This window comes from Burkholderia sp. WTPI3, assembly GCF_021483755.1.
Taxonomy (GTDB): Bacteria; Pseudomonadota; Gammaproteobacteria; order Burkholderiales; family Burkholderiaceae; genus Burkholderia.
On the sequence record NZ_JAGIXF010000028.1, the window covers coordinates 14,303 to 37,075 of the forward strand.

Consider the following 22,773-nt stretch of genomic DNA (forward strand, 5'->3'; position numbering starts at 1 on the left):
TGGCGAGCCCGCCTCCCCGACTTCAAGGAATGGACATGCCCTTGCCCACCCCCGACCGCGCCGGCGTCGCGCAACGCGTCTTCCCGGCCGGGCGGCTGTCGATCGGCCTGACGCTGCCGCTGCTTCGCGGCGGCAACACCGTCGCGGATTTCAACGAGCAGATCGAACTCGCCGCGCTTGCCGATACGCTCGGCTTTCGCGCACTGTGGATTCGCGACGTGCCGCTGAACAACGCCGACTATCCCGACCCGGTCGGGCATCTCGACCCATGGGTGCTGCTCGGCGCGCTCGCGTCGCGCACGCGCCGGATCGTGCTCGCCAGCGGCGCGATCGTGCTGCCGCTGCGTCATCCGCTGCATATCGCGAAAGGCGCGCTATCGGTCGCGGCGCTGTCCGGTTCGCGCTTCATCCTCGGGCTCGGCTCCGGCGACCGGCCGCCTGAATATGCGGCGTTCGGCGTGGATGCGGAAACGCGACGCGACCGGTATCGCCGGCACTGGGACATCGTCGCGACCGCGCTCGGCATGCCGTCGCGCGTGCTGCCCGACGAAGCGCCGCCCGACGCACCCGAGTTCACGCTGCTGCCGCGCGGCGATGACGCGGTGCCGATGCTCGCGGTCGGCTCCGGCGGACAGAGCGTCGACTGGATCGCGCGAAACTCGATCGGCTGGATGACGTATCACCGCGATCCGGACACGCAGCGCGCCCGCCATTCGATGTGGCGCGCGGCCGTCGACCGACTCCCGCAACCGGCATTTCGCGCATTCGGCGTATCGATGCGGCTCGATCTCGCGTCGAACCGCGATGCGCCGGCCACCGCGCTGCCGCTCGGCTATGCGACCGGCCGGCATGCGCTGATCGACATCCTGCGCGACATGCGCGCGGCCGGCACGCATCACGTCACGCTGAACCCGGGTTCGGACCGGCCCGTCCGAGAGATCATCGAGGAAATCGCCGGGCACGTGCTGCCGATCTTCCATGACGACCACGGATGATTCATCAGGAATTCGAATCAGTTTCATGCTGACGGAGCCATCTACGGCGAGCACGTTTCGTTCGCTGCTCATGCCCCATCGAGGCCACCGCGCCACGCGCCGCGCCGGCGCACGAACACGATTCCCGAATAGCGGGCCGCAATCCTTCCCGGCCGGACAGTTTCCCGCCCGACGCGCATCGTCCGGCAGACCACACACGCCCGCCATACCAGTCGCATGCCTGATTCGAATATTCATCGACGGAACTATTCGGTTCCGATCGCGATCATGTTAACTTCCGTCCATCGTCCAGACCGGCGGGCCGCGTGTCAAAGCGCGCCCGCATGCCTACTCATGCGACATATCCTGCTCGGCTGGCTGCTCGCCGCCGTCGTATCGGCCGCCCATGCGGCCACTCCTGCTCCGGCCGCCGCATCGGCCGCCTCCGGCGCCACGCCCGCGCTGACGCCGCAACAGGCGCAGCAAGCGCTTTCCGTGCTGCAAAACCCGCGCGAGCGTGAACAGGTCGAGACGACCTTGCGCGCGATCGCAGCCGTCGGCGTGTTGAGCACGCCCGCGGTTTCCGCGAGCAGCGCAGCCGCGGCCAGCGCCGTGTCGGCGGCAGCTGCACCCACCACGCTCACGACGAACGGGCTCGCGTCGATGATCGTCCGGCAGGGAGCGCACTGGGCAGCGGAAATCGGCGGCGCGCTGAACGAGTCGCTGCACTCGCTGCTCGATGTCGGCTCGGTCGGAAGCTGGTGGCACGAACGGCTGGTCCGCGCCGACGAGCGTGCGGACCTCACGCACGCGATCTTGATCATCCTCGCCGTGCTCGTACCCGCGTTCGTCGTCGAATGGTTCGCGAAGCGGCTGCTGCGGCACGCGCTGGCCGCTCTGAGCGCGCGTCGCGTGGAAGCGTCGCGACGGACCGAGGCCGAACCATCCGGGTCCGAGCCGCCCGGGCCCGACGACGACACAGTGTCGGCGGCGGCCCCGGCCGACTCGACCGCGAAGACCGACGACACCGATACGCCTGTTACGTCGTCGCAAGGCCGCGGCCACGCGCGCCGCCACACTACCCTGCTGCGCCGGATGCCGCGCGCGCTGGTCAGCCTCGCGTTGCGGGTCGTGCCGCTGCTGGTTTTCGTCGGCGTTGCGAGCCTGACGATGTCGGTCCTCGACGCCGCCGGCACGCCGGTCGAGAGCGCACTCGAATCGCTGATCGACATCTACGTGATCTGCCGCCTCGTGACGATCGTCAGCCGGCTGTTCTTCCAGCCCGATGCGCGGCAGCTGCGACTGCTGCACATCAGCGACGCGTGGGCCGCGTTCGCGCAACGCTCGATCGCACGGATCGTGATCGTCGTCGGCGTCTGCACGTCCGCGGTCGAGATCGCCGCGAACTTCGGCCTGAGTGATGCCGGCCACGTCGCATTGCTGAAGGCCATCGCACTCGTCGGCCACCTGATGGTCTCGGCGCTGATCCTGCGGTGCCGCCGGCCGGTCGCCGCGCGCATTCGCGCGGCCTGCGAAGACCGCCCGACCTTCGCGATGATCGGCAATGCGCTCGCCGACGCCTGGGCGCCCGCCTCGGTATTCGTCGTGATGGCGCTGTGGTTCGTATGGGCGCTCGACGTCCACAACGGCTATCGCGTGCTGATCACGCTCGGCGGCCGCTCGATCGCCGTGATGATCGGCATGCGGATCGTGTCGATCGTCGTGTTCGGCGCGCTCGCGCGGCTGTTCCAGCACCACGACGACGATCCCACGCTCGTTCACCTTCACGCCTATCGCTACTACCCGCTGCTGCGCCAGATCGTGTCGGCGGTGATCGCGGTCGTAACTGTCGTGCTGCTGCTGCAGATCTGGGGCGTGCCGATCTTCCACGCATTCGAGAGCGGCACGATCGGCCATCGGCTCGCGTCGGCGCTGATGACAATCGCGATCGCGGCCGTCGTCGCGCTGATCGTGTGGGAAGCCGCGAACATCGCGATCGAGCGGCGCCTGCAGCAGTGGACCCGCGAAGGCAATCTCGTGCGGGCCGCGCGGCTGCGCACGCTGCTGCCGATGCTGCGTTCGCTGCTGTTCATCATGATCGCGCTCGTCGTCGTGCTGACGGGCCTCAGCGAAATCGGCGTGAACATCGGCCCGCTGCTCGCCGGCGCGAGCATCTTCGGCGTCGCGCTCGGCTTCGGCTCGCAAAAGCTCGTGCAGGATTTCATCACCGGGATTTTCCTGCTGATGGAAAACGCGATGCAGGTGGGCGACTGGGTCACGCTCGCGGGCGTGTCCGGCACGGTCGAATACCTGTCGATCCGCACGGTGCGGCTGCGCGCGGGCGACGGGTCGCTCTACACGATCCCGTTCAGCTCGGTGACGACCGTCAACAACACGAATCGCGGGCTCGGCAACGCTGCCGTGAAGGTCAGCATCGCGTACGGCCAGGACATCGATCGCGCGATCGCGACGTTGAAGGAAATCGGCGCCGCACTGCGCGAGGACCCGAATTACAAGGACGGCATCCTGTCGGACTTCAGCTACTGGGGCATCGACCAGGTCGACGGCGCGACGATCGCGCTGGCAGGGCAAGTGCAGTGCAAGGACTCGGCGCGCTGGGGCGTACAGCGCGAATTCAACCGGCGGATCGCGGTGATGTTCGCCGAACGCGGGATCCGGATCGCGAATCCGCAGCGCAGTCTCGTCGCGTATGAGCAGGGTTCGCGGCCTGCTTCGCCCGGGAACGACGATGGCAACGAGCACGGCGACCAAGCCACCGGCACGCCGGCCGCCGAACCGCCGCTGCCCGCGGCACCGGCGCGCAAGCCGGACTGATCGGGCCGATGCCGGCGGCACTATCGCCTGCTGACGACTGACCGCCGCGCTCAGCGCGCGGCGGTTTTCTTCGCGCGCGGAACGCGCTTCGATGCGCTCGCCGGCGCGGCCGGCTTCGCGACGACGGCCTGTCCGCCGCCCGCCGCGCCGCGCTGTGCATGCCAGTGTTCGAGCAGCACACGCGTCTGATCGGCAATGGTCGCCATCAGCAGCGCGCCACCTTCCCCATCGAAACTGTCCCAGTCGAGCAGTTGCAGCGTGGAGCGCGGCACGAGATGGAATACCGTCAACTGCCCGAACAGGCTCATCGCGCGCAGCCGCGTGACGGGATCGTCGGCCGCTCGCCCGGAGATCCGGCCGATCAGCTCGGCGCTCACGTCGTTGAGCGGCTTGCGCACGCGCTTCATCAGGATTTCCGTCGCGCTTGCCGGCTCCTGCCCGACCTGCTCGCGCGCGAAGAACATCCGCTGCCCCAGCGTCTTCGGCACCGTGAACATCCGGTCGGCCAGCATGCGAAGGATGCCGACGAACGCGTCGATCAGCGCGTCGACGTCCGCATCCGCGTCCAGCACAGCCCGCGCATGTTCGACCGCCGGGCCCAGCACGCTCCAGCCGAGTTCGGCCATCGCGTCGACACACGCGCGGTACACGCCTTCCTTGTTCTCGAAGTAGTACTGCAGCGCCGGCGCGTTCACACCGGCCTTCGCAGCGATGTCGCGCGTCGATGCACCGGCGAACCCGTATTCGCCGAACAGCTCGATCGCCGCCTCGATGATCCGCTGGCGCGTCTCGTCGCCGCGCGCGTAGCCGGCCGCCGATGTGCGGCGCAGCTTCTTCGCTTCGTTCATGCATTCCTCGTCATTCGATCGGCCAGCATTTTACTTGACACAATTCTATCAGCTGGAATAATTCTTCCGATCGGAATAAATTGGATGCCCGCATGTCGACGCCGCAAGACCCGCTTTCGAAAGCAAATCGTCAGGAACCCGCACTATCGCCGCGCAACGGCGGCTCGAAGCGGCGCATCCTGATTGCCGTCGTCGTGCTCGCGGCGATCGGCGGCACCGTGTGGCTCGGCCGCTGGTGGACGGTCGGCCGCTTCATCGAGAGCACCGACGACGCGTATCTGCAGGCCGACAACATGACGGCCGCGCCGAAGGTGGCCGGCTACGTGACCGACGTCTACGTGCGCGACAACCAGACGGTCAAGGCCGGCGATCCGCTCGTACGGCTCGACGTCCGTCAGTACCAGGTCGCGCTCGCGCAATCGACCGCGACTGTCGACGCGCGCCGCGCCGACATCGCGCGCGCGGAAGCGGACATCAGCCAGCAGCGCGCGAACCTCGAACAGGCCGAAGCGCAGGCGAAGGTGTCGCGGATCAACGCAGCGCATGCGAGCGACGAATACGCGCGCTATGCGCCGCTCGCGGCGACCGGCGCCGAAACGCACGAACGCGTCGCCGACCTGAAGAGCACGCGCGACCAGGCCGCCGCGACGCTTGCCGCGAACAATGCGTCCATCGCCGCCGCCCGCACGCAGATCGCGTCGTTTACCGCGCAGCTTCAACAGGCGCGCGCGCAGCTCGAAGCCGCGCAGGCCAGCGCCGCGCAGGCGCAACTCGATCTCGACAACACGATCGTGCGCAGCACGCTCGACGGCCGCGTCGGCGACCGCACGGTGCGCGTCGGCCAGTACGTGCAACCCGGCACGCGCCTCTTGACCGTCGTGCCGGTGGATGCAATCTACCTCGTCGCAAACTTCAAGGAAACGCAGATCGGCCGGATGCGCATCGGCCAGCCCGTCGAACTGCACATCGACGCACTGCCGGACGACACGCTCACCGGCACCGTCGACAGCTTCGCGCCTGGCACGGGCGCGCAGTTCGCGCTGCTGCCGCCCGAGAACGCGACCGGCAACTTCACGAAGATCGTGCAGCGCGTGCCGGTGCGCATCCGCCTCGCCGCGAATGCGCGCGTGCAACACCTGCTGCCGGGTCTGTCCGTGACCGTCGACGTCGACACGCACTCGGCCGGCAACGAGAAGCATCATGGCTGATACCGCCGCGACCCCGCCCGCGCCGCCGCACGAAGGCCGCGCGAGCGTGACCGACTGGATCGCGGTTGCCGCCGGCGCACTCGGCGCGCTGATGGCAACGCTCGACATCTCGATCACGAACTCCGCGCTGCCGCAGATCCAGGGCGAAATCGGCGCGACGGGCACCGAGGGCACATGGATCTCGACCGGCTACCTGATGTCTGAAATCGTGATGATCCCGCTCGCCGCGTGGCTCACGCGCGTGTTCGGCCTGCGCAATTTCCTGCTGACGAACGCCGCGCTGTTCATCGCGTTCTCGATGATGTGCGGCTGGTCGCATTCGCTCGCGATGATGATCGCCGGACGCATCGGCCAGGGCTTCACGGGCGGCGCGCTGATCCCGACCGCGCAAACGATCATCCGCACGCGGCTGCCGCTGTCGCAACTGCCGGTCGGGATGACGCTGTTCGGCCTGATCGTGCTGCTCGGCCCGCTGTTCGGCCCCGTGCTGGGCGGCTGGCTCGCGGAGAACGTGAGCTGGAGCTGGTGCTTCTTCCTGAACCTGCCGGTGTGCCTGCTGCTGATGGCGCTGCTGGTGTTCGGGCTGCCGTCGGACAAGCCTCAATGGAATACGTTCTTCAATGCCGACTGGCTCGGGATTGCGGGCCTCGCGATCGGGCTGAGCTCGCTGACCGTCGTGCTCGAGGAAGGCCAGCGCGAACGCTGGTTCGAATCGCAGACGATCGTGACGCTGAGCTACGTGTCACTCGCAGGGATGATCCTGATCGCACTGTCGCAGCGCTTCGCAAAGCGGCCGATCATGCGCCTGTCGCTGATGCGCAACCCGCGCTATGCGAGCGTGATCGTGATCGTGTCCGCGGTGGGCGCCGGGCTGTACGGCGTGTCGTACCTGCTGCCGCAGTTCCTCGCGATCGTCGCTGGCTACAACGCGGAGCAGGCCGGCTCGATCATGCTGCTGTCGGGCCTGCCCGCGTTTCTCGTGATGCCGATCCTGCCGCGCCTGCTCGGCAAGGTCGACTTCCGCATCCTGGTGATTTCCGGCCTGCTGCTGTTCTGCCTGAGCTGCATGCTCGACATCAGCCTGACCGCGCAGAGCGTCGGCCACGATTTCGTGTGGTCGCAGCTGATTCGCGGCGTCGCGCAGATGCTCGCGATGATGCCGCTGAACCAGGCATCGATGGCCGCCGTCGCGCGCGAGGATTCGGGCGATGCGGCCGGGCTCTACAACATGGCGCGCAACCTCGGCGGCTCGATCGGGCTTGCGATCATCGGCACCGTGATCGACCGGCGCACGACCTTCCATGCCGCCGCGCTGCGCGAATCGGTGACGGCCAATTCGCTGATCGGGCAGGAGCGGCTGTCGAACTATGCGGCGAACTGGTTCGCACACACGGGCGACCTCGCGTATTCGAACATGCGCGCGCTCGGCCAGCTCGCGCAGCAGATCCAGGTCCAGGCCATCGTGATGACCTACTCCGAAACCTTCTACCTGCTAGGCCTCGCGCTGCTTGCGTGCGTGCCGCTCGCGCTGCTGCTGAAAACGCCGCGCGGCCCGCAACCGATGTCATCCGGCCATTGAACCGTCTTACGCGATGAAGCCCTTCTCCCTGTCCCGCCGCCCCGCACTCACGCTGTGCGCGGCCGCATGCCTGCTCGCCGGCTGTACCGTCGGCCCCGACTACCACGGCGCGCCCGCGGCGCCCGACGCACCGACCTTCGTGCGCGCGCCGGCATCCGGCGTCGACACCGCCGCGCCCGCGCCGAGCGCGTGGTGGCATGCGCTGCACGATCGCCAGCTCGACGACCTGATTGCCGCCGCGCTCGCGCACAACCCCGATCTCCACGTCGCGCAGGCGCGCTTGCGGGCATCGCGCGCACAACTCTCGCAACAGCGCGCGGCCCAGTTGCCGAAGTCGTCGGCCACCGTCGCCGCGATCCGCATGCGCGAGCCGGATGTCAGCGCACTCGGCTCGCTGCTGCCGTCGGACGGTTCGAACCAGTCGGGCGGCTCGTCCCCATCGCTCGGCGGCTCCGGTCCTCTGCAACTGTATTCGGCAGGCTTCGACGCGACCTGGGAAATCGACCTGTTCGGCGGCACGCGTCGCGCGGTCGAAGCCGCCTCCGCGCAGGCGGAAGCCGTCGACGCCGATCTCGCCGACACGCAGGTGTCGATCGCGGCCGAAGTGGCGACCGCGTATGTCGACCTGCGCGATCAGCAGCAACGGCTCGCGCTGTCACGGCGCACGGCCGAGCTGCAACAGAAGATGCTCGAACTCACCGAGCAGCGCCGCGCGCGCGGCGTCGCCGCCGATGCGGACATCGAGCGCCTGACGACGCAGGTCGAGAACACGCGCGCGTCGCTGATACCGCTCGACGCGCAGGTAACGGAGTCGCTCGACCGGCTGGCCATCCTGACCGGCCGTGCACCCGGTACACTCGATGCCGCGCTGTCGGCGCCGGACACGCCGTTGCCGGCGCTGCCCGCGAGCGTGCCGGTCGGCGATCCGGCCGCGCTGCTGAAGCAGCGGCCGGACATCCGCGCGGCCGAGCGCCGGCTCGCATCGAGCAATGCGCAGATCGGCGAACACATCGCCGACTATTTCCCGAAAGTGACGCTGCTCGGCGATCTCGGTTTCAGCGCGACGGACCCCGGCCATCTGTTCCGCAAGCAGAACTTCACGTGGGTCGGCGCGCCGTACCTGCAATGGAACATCCTCGACTTCGGACGCACGCGCGGCGCGGTGCGCGCAGCCGAAGCGTCGCGCGACGAAGCGGAAGCGAACTATCAGAAAGCGGTGCTCGGCGCGTTGCAGGACGCGAACACGTCGCTGCAGCGCTACGGACACCAGCGCGAACACGTCGTCGCGCTCACCAAGGTGCAGACGTCGGCCACGCATTCGGCCACGCTGATGGACGAACGCTATCGCGCGGGCGTCGCGTCGATGATCGATCTGCTCGATACGCAACGCGAAGCGCTCGCCGCCCAACAGAACGTGATCGCCGGGCAAGCCGAACTGATCAAGGATTACGTGTCGCTGCAGAAGAGCCTCGGGCTCGGATGGCAGACGAACGCCGGTTGACGCGCGGCAAACCGCCAGCGGCATGTAGCCGCATCGATCCGGCCGCTCGAGCCGGCAGGGCCGGCGCCGCTGCGTTGATCGTCGGCGCGTTGCTTCGTCCGCTCGCGTGGCCGTGCGATGCGATATATCACGATGCGTCGACCTATCTCGTTCTCGCAATGATGCTGCCGATCGGGCTGGTCGCGGCGGCCATCGGTCTCGCCAGGCTGATTCGCCGAACGCTCGCCCCTGCCGGAACCGGACATGCCGCGCCGGACGACACACACCCGCGACTCGAATGATTCCTCGACGAACGCTCGCGCATTACGAATCGATTCGTCGATGATCGAGCGAATCGATCCGTCATTGCATCCAGAACCGGGCAAGTACGAAGCCGCGCCGTCGTGGCAATCGTCGAGCCTCACCGGATCCACCAGGCGTGCATTGCCCGACGTCGGCTTCGACGCCGACCTGCGCACCGGCGCGATCCTCGTGGTGAACGGCCAGACGTCCAACACGCTGTGGGGCTCGGGCTATCTGAACAACGAAGGCGGCACGAGTCTCGCCGCACCGATCTTCACGGGCATCTGGGCGCGTCTGCAATCGGCGAACAACAACGCACTCGGCTTCCCGGCGTCGAGCATCTACAAGTACTTCCCGGGCAACGCGACGCTGCTGCACGACGTCACGTCCGGCAACAACGGCAGCGGTAGCTACGGCTACAACGCGAAAGCCGGCTGGGACGCGACGACGGGCTTCGGCAGCGTGAACATCTCGAAGCTGAACGCGTTCATCAAGAGCACGTCGGATTTCGTGCGATGACGGCGCGATGACCGGTGTTCCGGCCCACCGCCGGCACCGCCTCGCCGAAACAGAAAGCCCGCGACGGCCTCACGGCCTCGCGGGTTTTTCGCATGTCCGGCCTGTTCGTTGCTCCTTCATGCTTTCAAACTGCAAGGCACTCACACACTGTTACACAACATGGCGACACCTTCCGCACCCGTCGCGCGTTTATCCGAATATCAATCGATCGAGGAACAACAACATGCCGACCCGATCTTCCCGTCCTTCTCTTGCTCCGGCCGATGCCTCCGGAGCATCCACGGACGGTGCCGGCACCGTGCTCGAACCGGTCGCGTGACCCGTATACCCGCTTACGCCTCCACTACATCGAACGAACACCATGAACGCTACCTCCGCACCCCGCCGCCCCGTCAGGACGCTGATTGCGTCGTCCCTCATCGTGTCGCTGCTCGGGCTGTCGGCCTGTAACAAGAACGACAGCACGTCCACGCCGTCCGCACCGGCAAGCGATGCCGGCGCCGCGTCCGCCCCGCAGCCCGCGTCGACGCCGGTTGCATACACGCCGCCGAGCGCCGACCAGCTCTACCAGATGGTCGCGCCGATCGCGCTCTTTCCGGACAAGCTCGTTGCGCTGGTGCTCGCGGGCGCCACCTACCCGGACCAGATCGCGGCCGCCAACATCTGGGTCGGGCAGAATCCGTCGCTGAAGGGGCAGGCACTCGCTACCGCCGCCGATACGCAGCCGTGGGATCCGTCCGTCAAGGCGCTGACCGCATTCCCCGCGGTGCTCGCGCAAATGGCGTCGAACCCGGCGTGGACGACCGCACTCGGCCAGGCGTACTACAACGATCCGACCGACGTGATGAATGCGATCCAGGTGATGCGCCAGCGGGCGCAGGCATCGGGCCATCTGCGCTCGGGCAGCCAGTTGCACGTCACGCAGGTCGCACCGGCCGCGCCGGCCAACTACGCGCCGTCTGCCGACGCACCGGTGGTCTACAACGGCCCGGCCATCATCCCGCCGCCGGAACAGGCCATCGAGATCGAGCCCGCACAGCCGGACGTCGTCTACGTGCCGTCGTACAACCCGACGCTCGTCTATGGCGAACCCGTGTCGTCCTATCCCGGCTACGTGTACCGGCCGCCCGCATACACCACCGGCGAAGCCGTGGCGGCCGGCGTGGTCACGTTCGGTATCGGCATTGCGGTGGGCGCCGCGATCTTCGGGCACCACGACTGGGGCTGGCACGCGTGGGGCATGAACTGGGGCGCGCCGCACCGGGGCGGCCCGAGCCGGAACGAAGGCTGGCGGCGTCCGGCCGTGGTGTACAACCACAGCACGTACGTGACGAAGTCGACCACCGTGGTCAACAACATCACCAACATCCGCAACACGCGAATCACGAACAACTACGGCGGCAACGTCACCAACAACAATACGTTCGAGCGCAACGGCATGCGCCCGGGCGCGGAGCCGCCGCGCGAGCAGGCGATGCGGCCCTCTCCCGGCGCCGCGCCGATGACGATGCCGCACTTCGGCGCGAGTGACGCACGCCCGGGTGCGCGACCGGCGCCGAACGCATTCGAGCAGAACCGCGCGAATGCGCCGCATGCCGATGCAACGGATCGGCAGGCACCCGGTGGCCCGATGCATGCTCAACGGGCGATGCAGCAGGAACGGGAGCAGGCGCAGCAGCGGAACGAAGCGCAGCAACAGCAGCAGCAACGCGAGGAGATGCAGCAACGCAACGAAGCTCAACAGCAACACGAGCAAATGCAGCAGCACAACGAGGCTCAACAGCAACACGAGCAAATGCAGCAGCACAACGAGGCTCGGCAACAGCAACAACGCGCGGAGATGCAGCAACGCAACGAGGCTCAGCAGCAACAGCAGCGCAAGGAGATGCAGCCGCATCCCCAACCGCAGCCGCAGGAACACGCGGCACCGCAGCCAAGACAACCCGAGCCCGCGCAGCATCACCCCGCGCAACCGCAACAGCAGCACGAGCAGCACGACCCGCATGAACACCGCCCCGAGTGAACGGTAGCGGCCGCCACATGCACGCGTGCAGTGCCGTCAGCACATGTGACGACGTCTCGTGCATCAAGCACGAGACCGGCTCGTTCGCTAGCGTCCTACCGCGGGCATCCGGCAACGAAGGCAGGGATCGCCGGATGCCCGCGTCATCGCTCATAGCTGCGACTCGATCGGGAACAAGCCGAGAAACCACACCTCCATCCGCCGCGCCGCGGACACTTCCGGTTCGTGATCGAGCTCGGTCACCTTCCCGTCCGCGTCGGTCTGCATCCACTTGAGCTGCCCTGTCCCCGCCGGATCCGTCCTCAATTCGACGCGCCACGCGATGCGATCGAGCCGCGGCTCCAGGTCGGCTGCGACTTCGGACGCGATCGCCGGACTCTCGCAATAAACGCCGATCTCGGTGTTGAGGTTCAACGAGCGCGGGTCGAGATTCATCGACCCGATGAAGATGCTCTTGCGGTCGAACACATACGTCTTCGCATGCAACGACGCGCGCGACGAACCGATGATGACCTGCTTCGAGATGCTCTTGTCGCCGGACGGCCGGCGCTCGTAAAGCCGCACACCGGCCTCCACCAGATCGCGCCGATACCGCCGGTAGCCAGCATGCACGGCCGCGACGTCGGTCGATGCGAGCGAGTTCGTCAGGATCGTCACGCGTACGCCGCGCGCGGTGAGCGCATGCAGCCGTTCGACCATGTCCTTGCCCGGCACGAAATACGGCGACACGATCAGCAACTCGTGCTCGGGCCGCAACGCAAGCGCACGCAGCTGCGGCATCAGGTGCCCTTCACTGTCCTTCGGTGCCCGCGCGATCTTCGCGGGATCGTCGTACAGCAGCGTTGCATGCCCCCATGAGAGTTCCGCACCCTCGCCATGCACGATCTGGTCGAGCCGGTGCCGCGCCTCGAGCACGTACGGATTGTCTTCCATGGCCCGCAGGTAATCGCGCAATCGTTCGCGCTCCTGATCGAGTCCGCCCGGTGGCGCGTCATGTCCGACCAGCACATTGACCGGATACGCATACGGCGAATTCCAGAACGTATCGAATTCGTTCGAGATGTCGTTCACGACCGGGCCGTGCACGACGACGTCGAGATCGCCGAACTCCAGCATCGACGACGCGCCGAAGTACTCGTCGTCGATATTGCGGCCGCCGATGATCGCCGCCTGGTTGTCCGCGATCATCGCCTTGTTGTGCATGCGCCGATTGACACGCGCGAATTCAAACACCGTGCCGATCTTCTTGAAGTGGCGTGTCGCGACCGGATTGAAGAGCCGGATCTCGATGTTCGGATGCGAACTGATCTCGAGCAGTTTTCGGTCGTCCGCGTTCGTCCCGAGATCGTCGAGCAGCACGCGCACGCGTACTCCGCGGTCGGCCGCGCGCATGATCGCATCCGCGAGTTCATGTCCGGTCAGGTCGTCGTGCCAGATGTAGTACTGGAGGTCCAGCGAGCGGTCCGCGCGATCGGCGAGCAGCACGCGCGCATCGAGCGCATCGACCGGGTCACGCAGCAGATGAAACGCGTCCTGCCCCGGATGAGCGGCGGCCTGCTGACGAAATGCCACGCCCAGGCGCGTGTTGCCGGTATCGGTGAATGCATGCGTCGGCGCGCGGTCAGCCTGCGGCGGCAGGCTCGCGCACGCGACAAGCATCAGCAACGACAGAATCGCACCCCACGAACGCAGCATGATCATGTTGGCCGCCCCCCACTGTCGGGCGAAGTCGGATTGTGTTTGTTCTGGCTGCCGGACGAAGCGCGGCACGGGTCCACGGTGCGTACGCTGAACGGACCAGCGTGCGACCGGATCGCGCTACAGCATACTTCGATTGATCTCGGGGCGGCGCGCTTTCAGTGTTTCCCCGGTGGCGAGGATGCGACATGCGGCACCGGCGCGAACGCATTCAATACGTTCGACACATTCAGGCGGCGCACAAGAAAAAACCCGCGACGCCGTGCGGCATCGCGGGTTTCGCAGCTTCCCCGGACAATCGTGGAAGCGAATCTGGTGGGCCCCCCGGGAGTCGAACCCGGCACCAACGAATTATGAGTTCGCTGCTCTAACCAAGCATGAGCTAGGGGCCCAGACGAGAAGCAAAGCGTGCTACACGCTGCCCCGGCAACGAGGCCGGGCGGGCATTGTAACAACAAAGACGACAAAGGGGACAAACGCCACCGGCATCACGCGGATACCAGCGGCGTTCGTAACTGAGACGCTGGAAATCAGTTCCCTTCGAGGAACGACTTCAGCTTGTCGGAACGGCTCGGGTGACGCAGCTTGCGCAGCGCCTTCGCCTCGATCTGACGGATCCGCTCGCGGGTGACGTCGAACTGCTTGCCGACTTCCTCGAGCGTGTGATCGGTGCTCATCTCGATGCCGAAACGCATCCGCAGCACCTTCGCCTCGCGCGGCGTCAGCGAATCGAGCACGTCCTTCACGACGTCGCGCATGCTTGCATGCAGCGCGGCATCCGCCGGCGCGACCGTGTTGTTGTCCTCGATGAAGTCGCCGAGATGGGAATCGTCGTCGTCACCGATCGGCGTTTCCATCGAGATCGGCTCCTTCGCGATCTTCATGATCTTGCGGATCTTGTCTTCCGGCATTTCCATCTTCTCGGCGAGCGTTGCCGGATCCGGCTCGAGACCGGTTTCCTGCAGGATCTGCCGCGAGATGCGGTTCATCTTGTTGATCGTTTCGATCATGTGAACCGGAATACGGATCGTACGCGCCTGGTCCGCGATCGAACGCGTGATGGCCTGACGGATCCACCACGTCGCATAGGTCGAGAACTTGTAGCCGCGACGGTATTCGAACTTGTCCACCGCCTTCATCAGGCCGATGTTGCCTTCCTGGATCAGATCGAGGAACTGCAGGCCGCGGTTCGTGTACTTCTTCGCGATCGAGATCACGAGACGCAGGTTCGCCTCGGTCATTTCGCGCTTCGCCTGACGCGCCTTCAGTTCGCCGGCCGCCATCTGGCGGTTGGTTTCCTTCAGGTCCTTCAGCGGCAGCACGACACGCGCCTGCAGGTCGAGCAGACGCTGCTGCTGTTCGCGGATCGCCGGAACGTTACGCGACAGCACCGCGCTGTACGAATGACCTTCGGCCGCGACCTTCTCGGCCCAGTCGAGATCCGTCTCGCTGCCGGGGAAGCGCGCGATGAATTCCGAACGCGGCATGCCGCACTTGTCGACGACGATGTGCAGGATCTGACGCTCGACCTGACGCACTTCGTCCACTTGCGCACGCAGCGTGTCGCACAGACGCTCGACGGTACGCGCGGTGAAGCGGATCGTCATCAGTTCGGTCTGGATCGTTTCCTGCGCCTTCAGGTAGGCCTTCGACTTGTAGCCTTCCTTCTCGAACGCGCGGCGCATCTTGTCGAACCACTCGCTGATCTGCGAGAACTTTTCGAGCGAGGCACGCTTGAGGGCTTCGAGCTGGGCGGCGTTGGCCGACGCCTGCGCAGCACCGTCGTCCTCCTCCTCTTCCTCTTCTTCCTCTTCCTCTTCGGCTTCCTCGTCCTCGTTCTCGATCGCTTCCGCTTCCTTCGCGGAGAAACCGTCCGTATCGGCGGAGTCCGAAGCATTCGGATCGAGCAGGCCGTCGACGAGTTCGTCGACGCGGATCTCTTCGTTCGCGACGCGCTCGGCCATCGCGAGGATGTCGGCGATCGTCGTCGGGCACGCGGAAATTGCCATCACCATGTGGCGCAGGCCGTCCTCGATCCGCTTCGCGATCTCGATTTCGCCTTCGCGCGTGAGCAGCTCGACCGTACCCATTTCACGCATGTACATCCGGACCGGATCGGTCGTGCGACCGAATTCCGAATCGACGGTGGACAGCGCGACTTCCGCTTCCTCTTCGACTTCATCGTCGGACGACGCGGCCGGCGCGTTGTCGTTCAGGAGCAGCGTTTCCGCGTCCGGCGCCTGCTCGTAAACCGCCACGCCCATGTCGTTGAACGTGCCGATGATGCCTTCGAGGGCTTCAGTCTCGGTGAAGTTGTCCGGCAGGTGGTCGTTGATTTCGGCATACGTGAGGAAGCCGCGCTCCTTGCCGAGCTTGATCAGCGCGCGCAGCTTCACGCGGCGCTCTTCGAGCTCCTCGGCCGTGCCGGGCGTGCTCGTCGCGAACGCTTCCTTCAGCAGCGCCTTTTCCTTGGCGCGACGATCACGCACCTTGGATTTGCCCGGAGCAGCCGCGGCTGCGGGCTGCTCGTCGCTCTGATTTGCGTCGTCATCGACGGATACTTCGTTCAGCTTTTTGGTCATGGAGTTCGCCGTACCGGCTATATCGACTCGCGGCTGCTGGACGACAGCCGGTTGAACCGTTGGTGCATGAGTAGTACGTACTGCCGTTTCGTCCGCGGCGGCAGTCGTGTCCCTTGCGCTTTTCGCACTTGCCCGCTTCGCCGCCGGCTGGGCCGGCCCGGAGTCGGGTCTAGCGGCAGCCCGTGTTCTGGCTGCCGGCGCCGGCGCAGCCTGAGCAGTGCCGGCCGCGGCTTTTTTTCCTGCAGGGGCTGACGTGGCTGAAGACGCTGTCCTGATGGAAGAAGCAGACTTGGCCGCTGTGACCTTTGTGGTCGGCTCCGTCGAGCCCTTGCCTGTTGCTTTCTTTCCGCCTGTCGTCTTTGCCATCGCGAATTTCGCCTCTGCTTAGAAAACAAACCGCTGGAAACCTTATATTATAGCACGCTGGGGAACCCTCTCCTGGCGCCCCGGCCGCCTACAGCCCGAGCCGACGCTTCATGTCGGTTCGCTGCTGGTTCAATTCCGTCAATTCCGCCAGTTCCTCGGGTGTGAAAGTGGATTGCCGCGCCAGCCTGTCGAGCCGGTCGCAGCAAGCGTCATAGCGCATCTTGAGCACCGCTGCCTGCAGTTCCTCCCCCGCGATCCGTTCCTGTTCACGCTGCCGCTCGGGCACCGTCTCGTCTTCCGGATTCTGTAACAGCAAGTCGCGGACGTTTTCATCATAGTCCAGAATTTCGCGGAAGATTTCCTCGTAAGTCGCCCCATTCGAGGACGTCCGCAGGACATCCGACAGCAGCCGGAACTCGGCACCGTCGCCCAGCGCGCGCGCATGATCGACGACCTCCGCGAACAACTCGCCGATGCGCGGCAGCGTACGCAGGGTCGCAATCTGATCGTCGTCGAGTTGCGATGCGATCCGCGGATGCATGACGAGCGTGCGCAATGCCCGCTTTTCGCTGTCGGTCACGCGTCGCCGCTCGCTGCGCGGGGGTGCCTGGCGCGGCGGCGCGGCGATCCGCGAATCGACGTCGGACAGCGCGGCCACTTCTTCGAACGGGATATCGAGCCGGTCGGCGAACATGTGCATGATCTGCGCGCGCAACGCGTTCGCCGGCAGCGCCTGCAGCAGCGGCTTCGCATCGAACAGCGCCTTCGCACGGCCTTCCGGCTGATCGAGCGCCTTGCCGGCAATTGCTTCGTTCAACAGAAATTGCGACAACGGCATCGCGCGCTCGACCTGTTCGGAGAACGCATCCGCGCCGAATTCACGTACGTAGCTGTCCGGATCATGCTCGGACGGCAGGAAAAGGAATCGGATCGTGCGATTGTCCGCCGCATGCGGCAGGCATGCCTCGAGCGCGCGGCGTGCCGCACGCCGGCCGGCCGAGTCGCCGTCGAAGCTGAAGATGACCGTGTCGGTCTGGCGCAGCAGCTTCTGTACGTGAATCGGCGTGCACGCCGTGCCGAGCGTCGCGACCGCGTTCGGGAATCCGAGCTGCGCGAGCGCGACGACGTCCATGTAGCCTTCGACGACCAGCACGTACTTGCGCTCGCGAATCGCGAGACGCGCCTCGAACAGCCCGTACAGTTCGCTGCCCTTGTTGAACAGCGGCGTTTCGGGCGAGTTCAGGTACTTCGGCTCGCCGCTGCCGAGCACGCGGCCGCCGAACCCGATCACCTGCCCCTTCACGTTGCGGATCGGGAACATGATTCGCTCGCGGAACCGGTCATAGCGTCGAGCGACACCTTGCCCGTCGGTCTTCTCGCTGACGATCACGAGCCCCGATTCGACGAGCGAATCGTCACGGTAGTCCGGGAACGCGGCTTCGAGGTTCTGCCAGCCGTCCGGTGCATAGCCGAGCCCGAAGCGCGCAGCGATCTCGCCGGTCAGCCCCCGGTTCTTCAGATACTGGATCGCGACGGTCGCGCCGCGCAATTGCTTGCGGTAGTAGTCGCACGCGGCCGACATCACGTCGGACAACGCAGTCGCGACCGACTTCGATACGGGCGCCGGATAATCGCCACCGCCCCCACCGCCACCGCGCATCGACGGCTCGTGCGGCACGGTCAACCCGACCGATTGCGCGAGTTCCTGGACCGCTTCCGGGAACGTGAGGCCGGCGTGCTCCATCAGGAAGCCGATCGCCGTGCCGTGCGCGCCGCAGCCGAAGCAGTGATAGAACTGCTTGGTCGGACTGACGGTAAACGACGGGCTTTTCTCGTTGTGGAACGGGCACAGCCCCATGAAGTTCGCGCCGCCCTTCTTGAGCTGCACGTACCGGCCCACCACGTCGACGATATCGACGCGGTTCAGCAAATCCTGCAGGAACGAATGCGGAATCACCGTGGGATCGAGCGAAAAAAACGATACGACGCCCCGGCGCACGCGCATGCGGCGCGCCGGGAAGCGGGATTTACTTAGAAAGCGCGGCCTTGACCTGCGCGGAAACGGCCGTCATGTCGGCACGGCCGGCGAGCTTGCCCTTCAGCACGCCCATCACCTTGCCCATGTCCTGCGGGCCCGCCGCGCCCGTTGCCGCGACCGCGGCCTGGACTTCGGCAGCCACTTCGGCGTCCGACAGCTGCGCGGGCATGTAGGCGCCCAGCACGGTCAGCTCGGCCTGTTCCTTCGCGACGAGATCGTCGCGGCCAGCGGCCTCGAACTGGCTGATCGAATCCTTGCGCTGCTTGATCATCTTGTCGATCACGGCCGTGATGCCCGCGTCGTCGAGGGTCACGCGATCGTCGACCTCGCGTTGCTTGATCGCGGCCATCAGCAGGCGAATCGTCGCCAGACGCTCGCTTTCCTTCGCGCGCATCGCGGCCTTCATGTCTTCGCTGATCTGCTCTTTCAAACTCATCTTGCACCCGGGATGGAAGTGTGACTTCGACGCCCACAAAAGGGCGTCAACACAAAAACCCGCTTGGGACTATGTCTCAAGCGGGTTGCTCGAATCCGGCATCGGCGACTCGCCCCGCAATCGTGACCGACCGTGCGGAATCGCCGGTGCGCCGCTCGGTGAATCGCGCGGCGCTCAATCGTTCAGTACAGCTTCTTCGGCAACGTCTGGCTGCGGATCCGCTTGTAATGACGCTTCACCGCGGCAGCCTTCTTGCGCTTGCGTTCGGCCGTCGGCTTCTCGTAAAACTCGCGCGCACGAAGCTCGGTCAACAGACCGTTCTTCTCGATCGTGCGCTTGAAGCGACGCATGGCGACTTCGAACGGCTCGTTCTCTTTAACGCGAATGATCGTCATGATCCGACACGAATAAAGGTTTGCAGGGAAGATTTACGAGTATAGCAGAGCACCGCACAAAGACATAAGGGCCGGGTCCCGTATACACGGGCAGGCCGCGGGCCGTCACGCGCCGCGCGCGAACTCCGCCGCCGCCTGCCCGGCCGCCGTGCCGGACGCCCATGCCCACTGGAAGTTGTAGCCGCCGAGCCAGCCCGTCACGTCCACGGCTTCGCCGATGAAGAACAGCCCCGGCACCCGCGCGCTCATCATCGTCGCCGACGACAGTTCGCGCGTATCGACACCGCCCTTCGTCACCTCGGCCTTCTTGTAGCCCTCGGTGCCGTTCGGCGTCAGCGTCCAGCCGGACAGCGCATCGCCGATCTGGCGCAGCGTCTTGTCGGGCAGGTCCGCGAGCCGCGCATCGGCCGTGACGCGGTGCGTGTCGAGCCACACGTGCGCGAGACGCGACGGCACCCAGTCCGCGAGCAACGAGCCGATCTGGCGCTTCGACGAGCGCTTCGCGTCCAGTAGTTCGGCCACCGCGTCGCGCTGCGGCAGCAGGTCGATGCGAATCGGATCGCCGGACTGCCAGTAGCTGGATATCTGCAGAATGCCGGGCCCCGACAGGCCGCGATGAGTCAGCAGCAGATCCTCGACGAATTCGCCGCCGCGCTTCTTGTCGCCGGTCGACACGCGCACCTCGAGCGACACGCCGGACAGCGCCGCGAACGGCTCCCAGTCCTGCTGCGCGAACGTGAGCGGCACGAGCGCGGGCCGCGTATCGACGAGTTTGTGGCCGAACTGCTTCGCGAGCCGGTAGCCGAAGTCCGTCGCGCCGATCTTCGGGATCGACAGGCCTCCCGTCGCAACGACCAGCGCGCGCGCGCGGATCGGCCCCGCCTGCTGCGTGTCGAGCGTGAAGCCGTCCTCCGGCGCGTGGCGCACCGCGTCCACGACCACGGGCCGGCGCCACGCGATGCCGCCCGCGTCGCACTCATGCTTCAGCACGTCGATGATCGCGTCGCTGCCGTGGTCGCAAAAGAGCTGGCCCTTGTGCTTTTCGTGCCAGGTGACATGATGGCGCTTGAGCAGCCCGAGGAAGTCGCGCGGCGTATAGCGCGCGAGCGCCGAGCGCGCGAAATGAGGATTCGACGACAGGTAGTTGTCGGGGCCAGCGTACAGATTCGTGAAGTTGCAGCGGCCGCCGCCCGAGATGCGGATTTTCTCTGCGAGCCGCGGCGCGTGGTCGATCAGCACCACACGGCGGCCGAGTTGCCCGGCGACCGCGGCGCTCATCATCCCGGCGGCGCCCGCGCCGATCACGGCGATGTCATAAGTTTCCATGGCGCGGATTGTACCTGCCCAGCCCGGGACCGGGCCGCCCGCGGCGGCGGCCAGCCCTCGCCTGCTATAATTTCAGGATACGTTGACCTTCCTGCGGCACGTCCGATACGGCGCGCCCTGCCCGCACCCATGCTCGTTCTCGGCATCGAAAGCTCCTGCGACGAAACCGGCCTCGCGCTCTACGACACGCAGCGCGGCCTGCTCGCGCACGCGCTCCATTCGCAGATCGCGATGCATCGCGAATACGGCGGCGTCGTGCCCGAGCTCGCCTCGCGCGACCACATCCGCCGCGCGCTGCCGCTGCTCGAGGAAGTGATGACCCAAAGCGGCACGCACCGCGACGACATCGACGCGATCGCCTTCACACAGGGCCCCGGCCTCGCCGGCGCACTGCTGGTCGGCGCGAGCATCGCGAATGCGCTCGCGCTCGCGTGGAACAAGCCGACCGTCGGCATCCATCACCTCGAAGGCCATCTGCTGTCGCCGCTGCTCGTCGACGCGCCGCCGCCGTTCCCGTTCATCGCGCTGCTCGTGTCGGGCGGCCATACGCAACTGATGCGTGTGACCGACGTCGGCGTGTACGAGACACTGGGCGAGACGCTCGACGATGCGGCCGGCGAAGCGTTCGACAAGACCGCGAAGCTGATCGGCCTCGGCTACCCGGGCGGCCCGGAAGTCTCGAAGCTCGCGGAAACGGGCACGCCGGGCGCCGTCGTGCTGCCGCGTCCGATGCTGCATTCCGGCGATCTCGACTTCAGCTTCAGCGGCCTGAAGACGGCCGTGCTCACGCAGATGAAGAAATTCGAGGCCGCGAAGCTCGAAGGCGAGGCGCTGGAGCGCGCGAAGGCCGACCTCGCGCGCGGCTTCGTCGATGCGGCCGTCGACGTGCTCGTCGCGAAGTCGCTCGCCGCGCTCAAGAAAACGAAGCTCAAGCGGCTCGTGGTCGCCGGCGGCGTCGGCGCGAATCGCCAGTTGCGCGCGGCGCTATCGGCCGCCGCGGCCAAGCGCGGCTTCGACGTGCACTACCCCGACCTCGCGCTCTGCACCGACAACGGCGCAATGATCGCGCTCGCCGGCGCGCTGCGACTCGGCCGCTGGCCCGAGCAAGCAAGCGCCGACTACGCGTTCACGGTCAAACCGCGCTGGGATCTCGCGTCGCTCGCACGCTGAGCCGCACAACGCGATAACCCCGCGCCGGCCGGCACGCTCCGAAAAAAAGCCGCTCAATTCGAGCGGCCTTCTTCATTGCAGCGGCGAATCGACGCAGCGTTACGCGGCGTGGCGCTTGTCGCGCTCGATCAGCGCATACGCGCTGTGATTGTGGATCGACTCGAAGTTCTCGGCTTCGAGCACATACGCGATCACGCGCGCATCCGCATCGAGACGCTGCGCGACGTCGCGCACCAGATCCTCGACGAACTTCGGGTTTTCGTACGCACGCTCCGTGACGAACTTCTCGTCCGGACGCTTCAGCAGGCCCCACAGCTCGCACGACGCCTCTTCTTCCGCGATGCGGATCAGCGCTTCGACCGGCAGGTCGGCCGCGAGCTCGGCGTCGATCGTCACGTGCGAGCGCTGGTTGTGCGCGCCGTACTGCGAGATCTTCTTCGAGCACGGGCACAGGCTCGTCACCGGCACGAGCACCTTCAGGAACAGGCGCGTCTCGCCGTCGCGGCTTTCGCCCGCGAGCGTCACTTCATAGTCGAGCAGGCTCTGCACCCCCGACACCGGCGCCGTCTTGTTCACGAAATACGGAAACGTGACCTCGATGCGGCCGGCCTCGGCTTCGAGCTTCTCGAGCATCGATGCAAGCATCGCGCGGAAGCGTTCGACCGTCAGCGGCGCACGGTTGTCTTCGAGCAGCGCGACGAAGCGCGACATGTGCGTGCCCTTCTGATCGGCGGGCAGACGCACGTCGAGGTTCCAGACGCCGACGGTCGGCTGCACGTCGCCGCTCTCGGTGCACACCGTCAACGGATGCCGGACCGCCTTCACGCCCACGCGCTGAATCGGAATCTGGCGGGTATCCACCGTGCTCTGCACGTCGGGCATCACGAAGGCGGGATTCATCTGGTTCATCTTGTTCAATCCTTGTAAGCCGCGCGTTCGACGACGCGCACGCCGCGTCATGCGGCAGCCGGAAAAGCAACATGGGCCCGCAGG

General features: G+C 66.3%; 15 protein-coding genes, 1 tRNA gene and 1 pseudogene. 8 read left to right on the forward strand and 9 right to left on the reverse strand.

The window, feature by feature from the left end; all coding sequences use genetic code 11:
- Window positions 1–35: 35 nt before the first annotated feature.
- Together J7024_RS17225 and J7024_RS17230 are read left to right on the forward strand one after the other, a co-directional pair.
- Window positions 36–995: an LLM class oxidoreductase gene (locus J7024_RS17225; protein ID WP_175760228.1), complete on the forward strand. Its 960-nt coding sequence runs from the start codon at window positions 36–38 to the stop codon at window positions 993–995.
- A gap of 333 nt (window positions 996–1,328) precedes the next feature.
- Window positions 1,329–3,809 (forward strand): mechanosensitive ion channel family protein, encoded by a 2,481-nt coding sequence (locus J7024_RS17230; RefSeq protein ID WP_175770040.1) that lies wholly within the window; start codon window positions 1,329–1,331, stop codon window positions 3,807–3,809.
- A gap of 50 nt (window positions 3,810–3,859) precedes the next feature.
- Here J7024_RS17230 and J7024_RS17235 read toward each other — a convergent pair whose 3' ends face one another.
- Window positions 3,860–4,657, reverse strand: coding sequence for a CerR family C-terminal domain-containing protein (locus J7024_RS17235; RefSeq protein WP_124826433.1), 798 nt, complete (start codon window positions 4,655–4,657; stop codon window positions 3,860–3,862).
- A 92-nt stretch (window positions 4,658–4,749) separates the two neighbouring features.
- On the opposite strand from J7024_RS17235, the gene J7024_RS17240 reads away from it, so the two are divergent.
- From J7024_RS17240 to J7024_RS17260, 5 genes and pseudogenes are all read left to right on the forward strand, one after another.
- Window positions 4,750–5,865 carry an HlyD family secretion protein gene (locus J7024_RS17240; protein ID WP_124826434.1) on the forward strand — a complete coding sequence of 372 codons (1,116 nt, stop codon included), beginning with the start codon at window positions 4,750–4,752 and terminating at the stop codon, window positions 5,863–5,865.
- The gene (locus J7024_RS17245) at window positions 5,858–7,444 is read left to right on the forward strand and encodes an MDR family MFS transporter (protein ID WP_124826435.1); all 1,587 of its coding nucleotides are present in this window, start codon (window positions 5,858–5,860) and stop codon (window positions 7,442–7,444) included. The genes J7024_RS17240 and J7024_RS17245 overlap by 8 nt, the downstream gene beginning before the upstream one ends.
- A gap of 13 nt (window positions 7,445–7,457) precedes the next feature.
- Window positions 7,458–8,945 carry an efflux transporter outer membrane subunit gene (locus J7024_RS17250; RefSeq protein WP_175750655.1) on the forward strand — a complete coding sequence of 496 codons (1,488 nt, stop codon included), beginning with the start codon at window positions 7,458–7,460 and terminating at the stop codon, window positions 8,943–8,945.
- A 369-nt stretch (window positions 8,946–9,314) separates the two neighbouring features.
- Window positions 9,315–9,746: pseudogene (locus tag J7024_RS17255) on the forward strand (S8 family serine peptidase); the annotation flags it as partial.
- Between the two features lie 361 nt (window positions 9,747–10,107).
- Window positions 10,108–11,769, forward strand: a complete 1,662-nt coding sequence (locus J7024_RS17260) for a DUF3300 domain-containing protein (protein ID WP_124826437.1) — start codon at window positions 10,108–10,110, stop codon at window positions 11,767–11,769.
- A gap of 150 nt (window positions 11,770–11,919) precedes the next feature.
- Here J7024_RS17260 and J7024_RS17265 read toward each other — a convergent pair whose 3' ends face one another.
- The 7 genes from J7024_RS17265 to J7024_RS17295 form a co-directional block, all read right to left on the reverse strand.
- Complete coding sequence (locus J7024_RS17265; RefSeq protein ID WP_234745322.1) at window positions 11,920–13,470, reverse strand: phospholipase D family protein; 1,551 nt, start codon at window positions 13,468–13,470, stop codon at window positions 11,920–11,922.
- A gap of 310 nt (window positions 13,471–13,780) precedes the next feature.
- A tRNA-Ile gene (locus J7024_RS17270) sits at window positions 13,781–13,859 on the reverse strand.
- Between the two features lie 138 nt (window positions 13,860–13,997).
- A complete protein-coding gene (gene rpoD, locus J7024_RS17275; RefSeq protein ID WP_234745323.1) occupies window positions 13,998–16,415 on the reverse strand; it encodes an RNA polymerase sigma factor RpoD in 2,418 nt (805 codons plus the stop codon).
- Window positions 16,416–16,503: 88 nt separating this feature from the next.
- Window positions 16,504–18,372, reverse strand: a complete 1,869-nt coding sequence (dnaG, locus tag J7024_RS17280; protein WP_124826591.1) for a DNA primase — start codon at window positions 18,370–18,372, stop codon at window positions 16,504–16,506.
- Between the two features lie 70 nt (window positions 18,373–18,442).
- Window positions 18,443–18,889 (reverse strand): GatB/YqeY domain-containing protein, encoded by a 447-nt coding sequence (locus tag J7024_RS17285; RefSeq protein ID WP_059524656.1) that lies wholly within the window; start codon window positions 18,887–18,889, stop codon window positions 18,443–18,445.
- A gap of 182 nt (window positions 18,890–19,071) precedes the next feature.
- Entirely contained in the window at window positions 19,072–19,284 is a 213-nt protein-coding gene (gene rpsU, locus J7024_RS17290; protein WP_006479415.1) for a 30S ribosomal protein S21, read from the reverse strand.
- A 105-nt stretch (window positions 19,285–19,389) separates the two neighbouring features.
- On the reverse strand, window positions 19,390–20,619 hold the full coding sequence (locus tag J7024_RS17295) for an NAD(P)/FAD-dependent oxidoreductase (RefSeq protein ID WP_279607234.1): 1,230 nt from the start codon (window positions 20,617–20,619) through the stop codon (window positions 19,390–19,392).
- Between the two features lie 120 nt (window positions 20,620–20,739).
- Here J7024_RS17295 and tsaD point away from each other — a divergent pair, with 120 nt between their 5' ends.
- Window positions 20,740–21,780, forward strand: coding sequence for a tRNA (adenosine(37)-N6)-threonylcarbamoyltransferase complex transferase subunit TsaD (gene tsaD, locus J7024_RS17300; RefSeq protein WP_124826441.1), 1,041 nt, complete (start codon window positions 20,740–20,742; stop codon window positions 21,778–21,780).
- 99 nt (window positions 21,781–21,879) lie between these two features.
- On the opposite strand, the gene folE2 is transcribed toward tsaD, so the two are convergent.
- Window positions 21,880–22,689, reverse strand: a complete 810-nt coding sequence (gene folE2, locus J7024_RS17305; RefSeq protein ID WP_124826442.1) for a GTP cyclohydrolase FolE2 — start codon at window positions 22,687–22,689, stop codon at window positions 21,880–21,882.
- Window positions 22,690–22,773 lie beyond the last annotated feature (84 nt).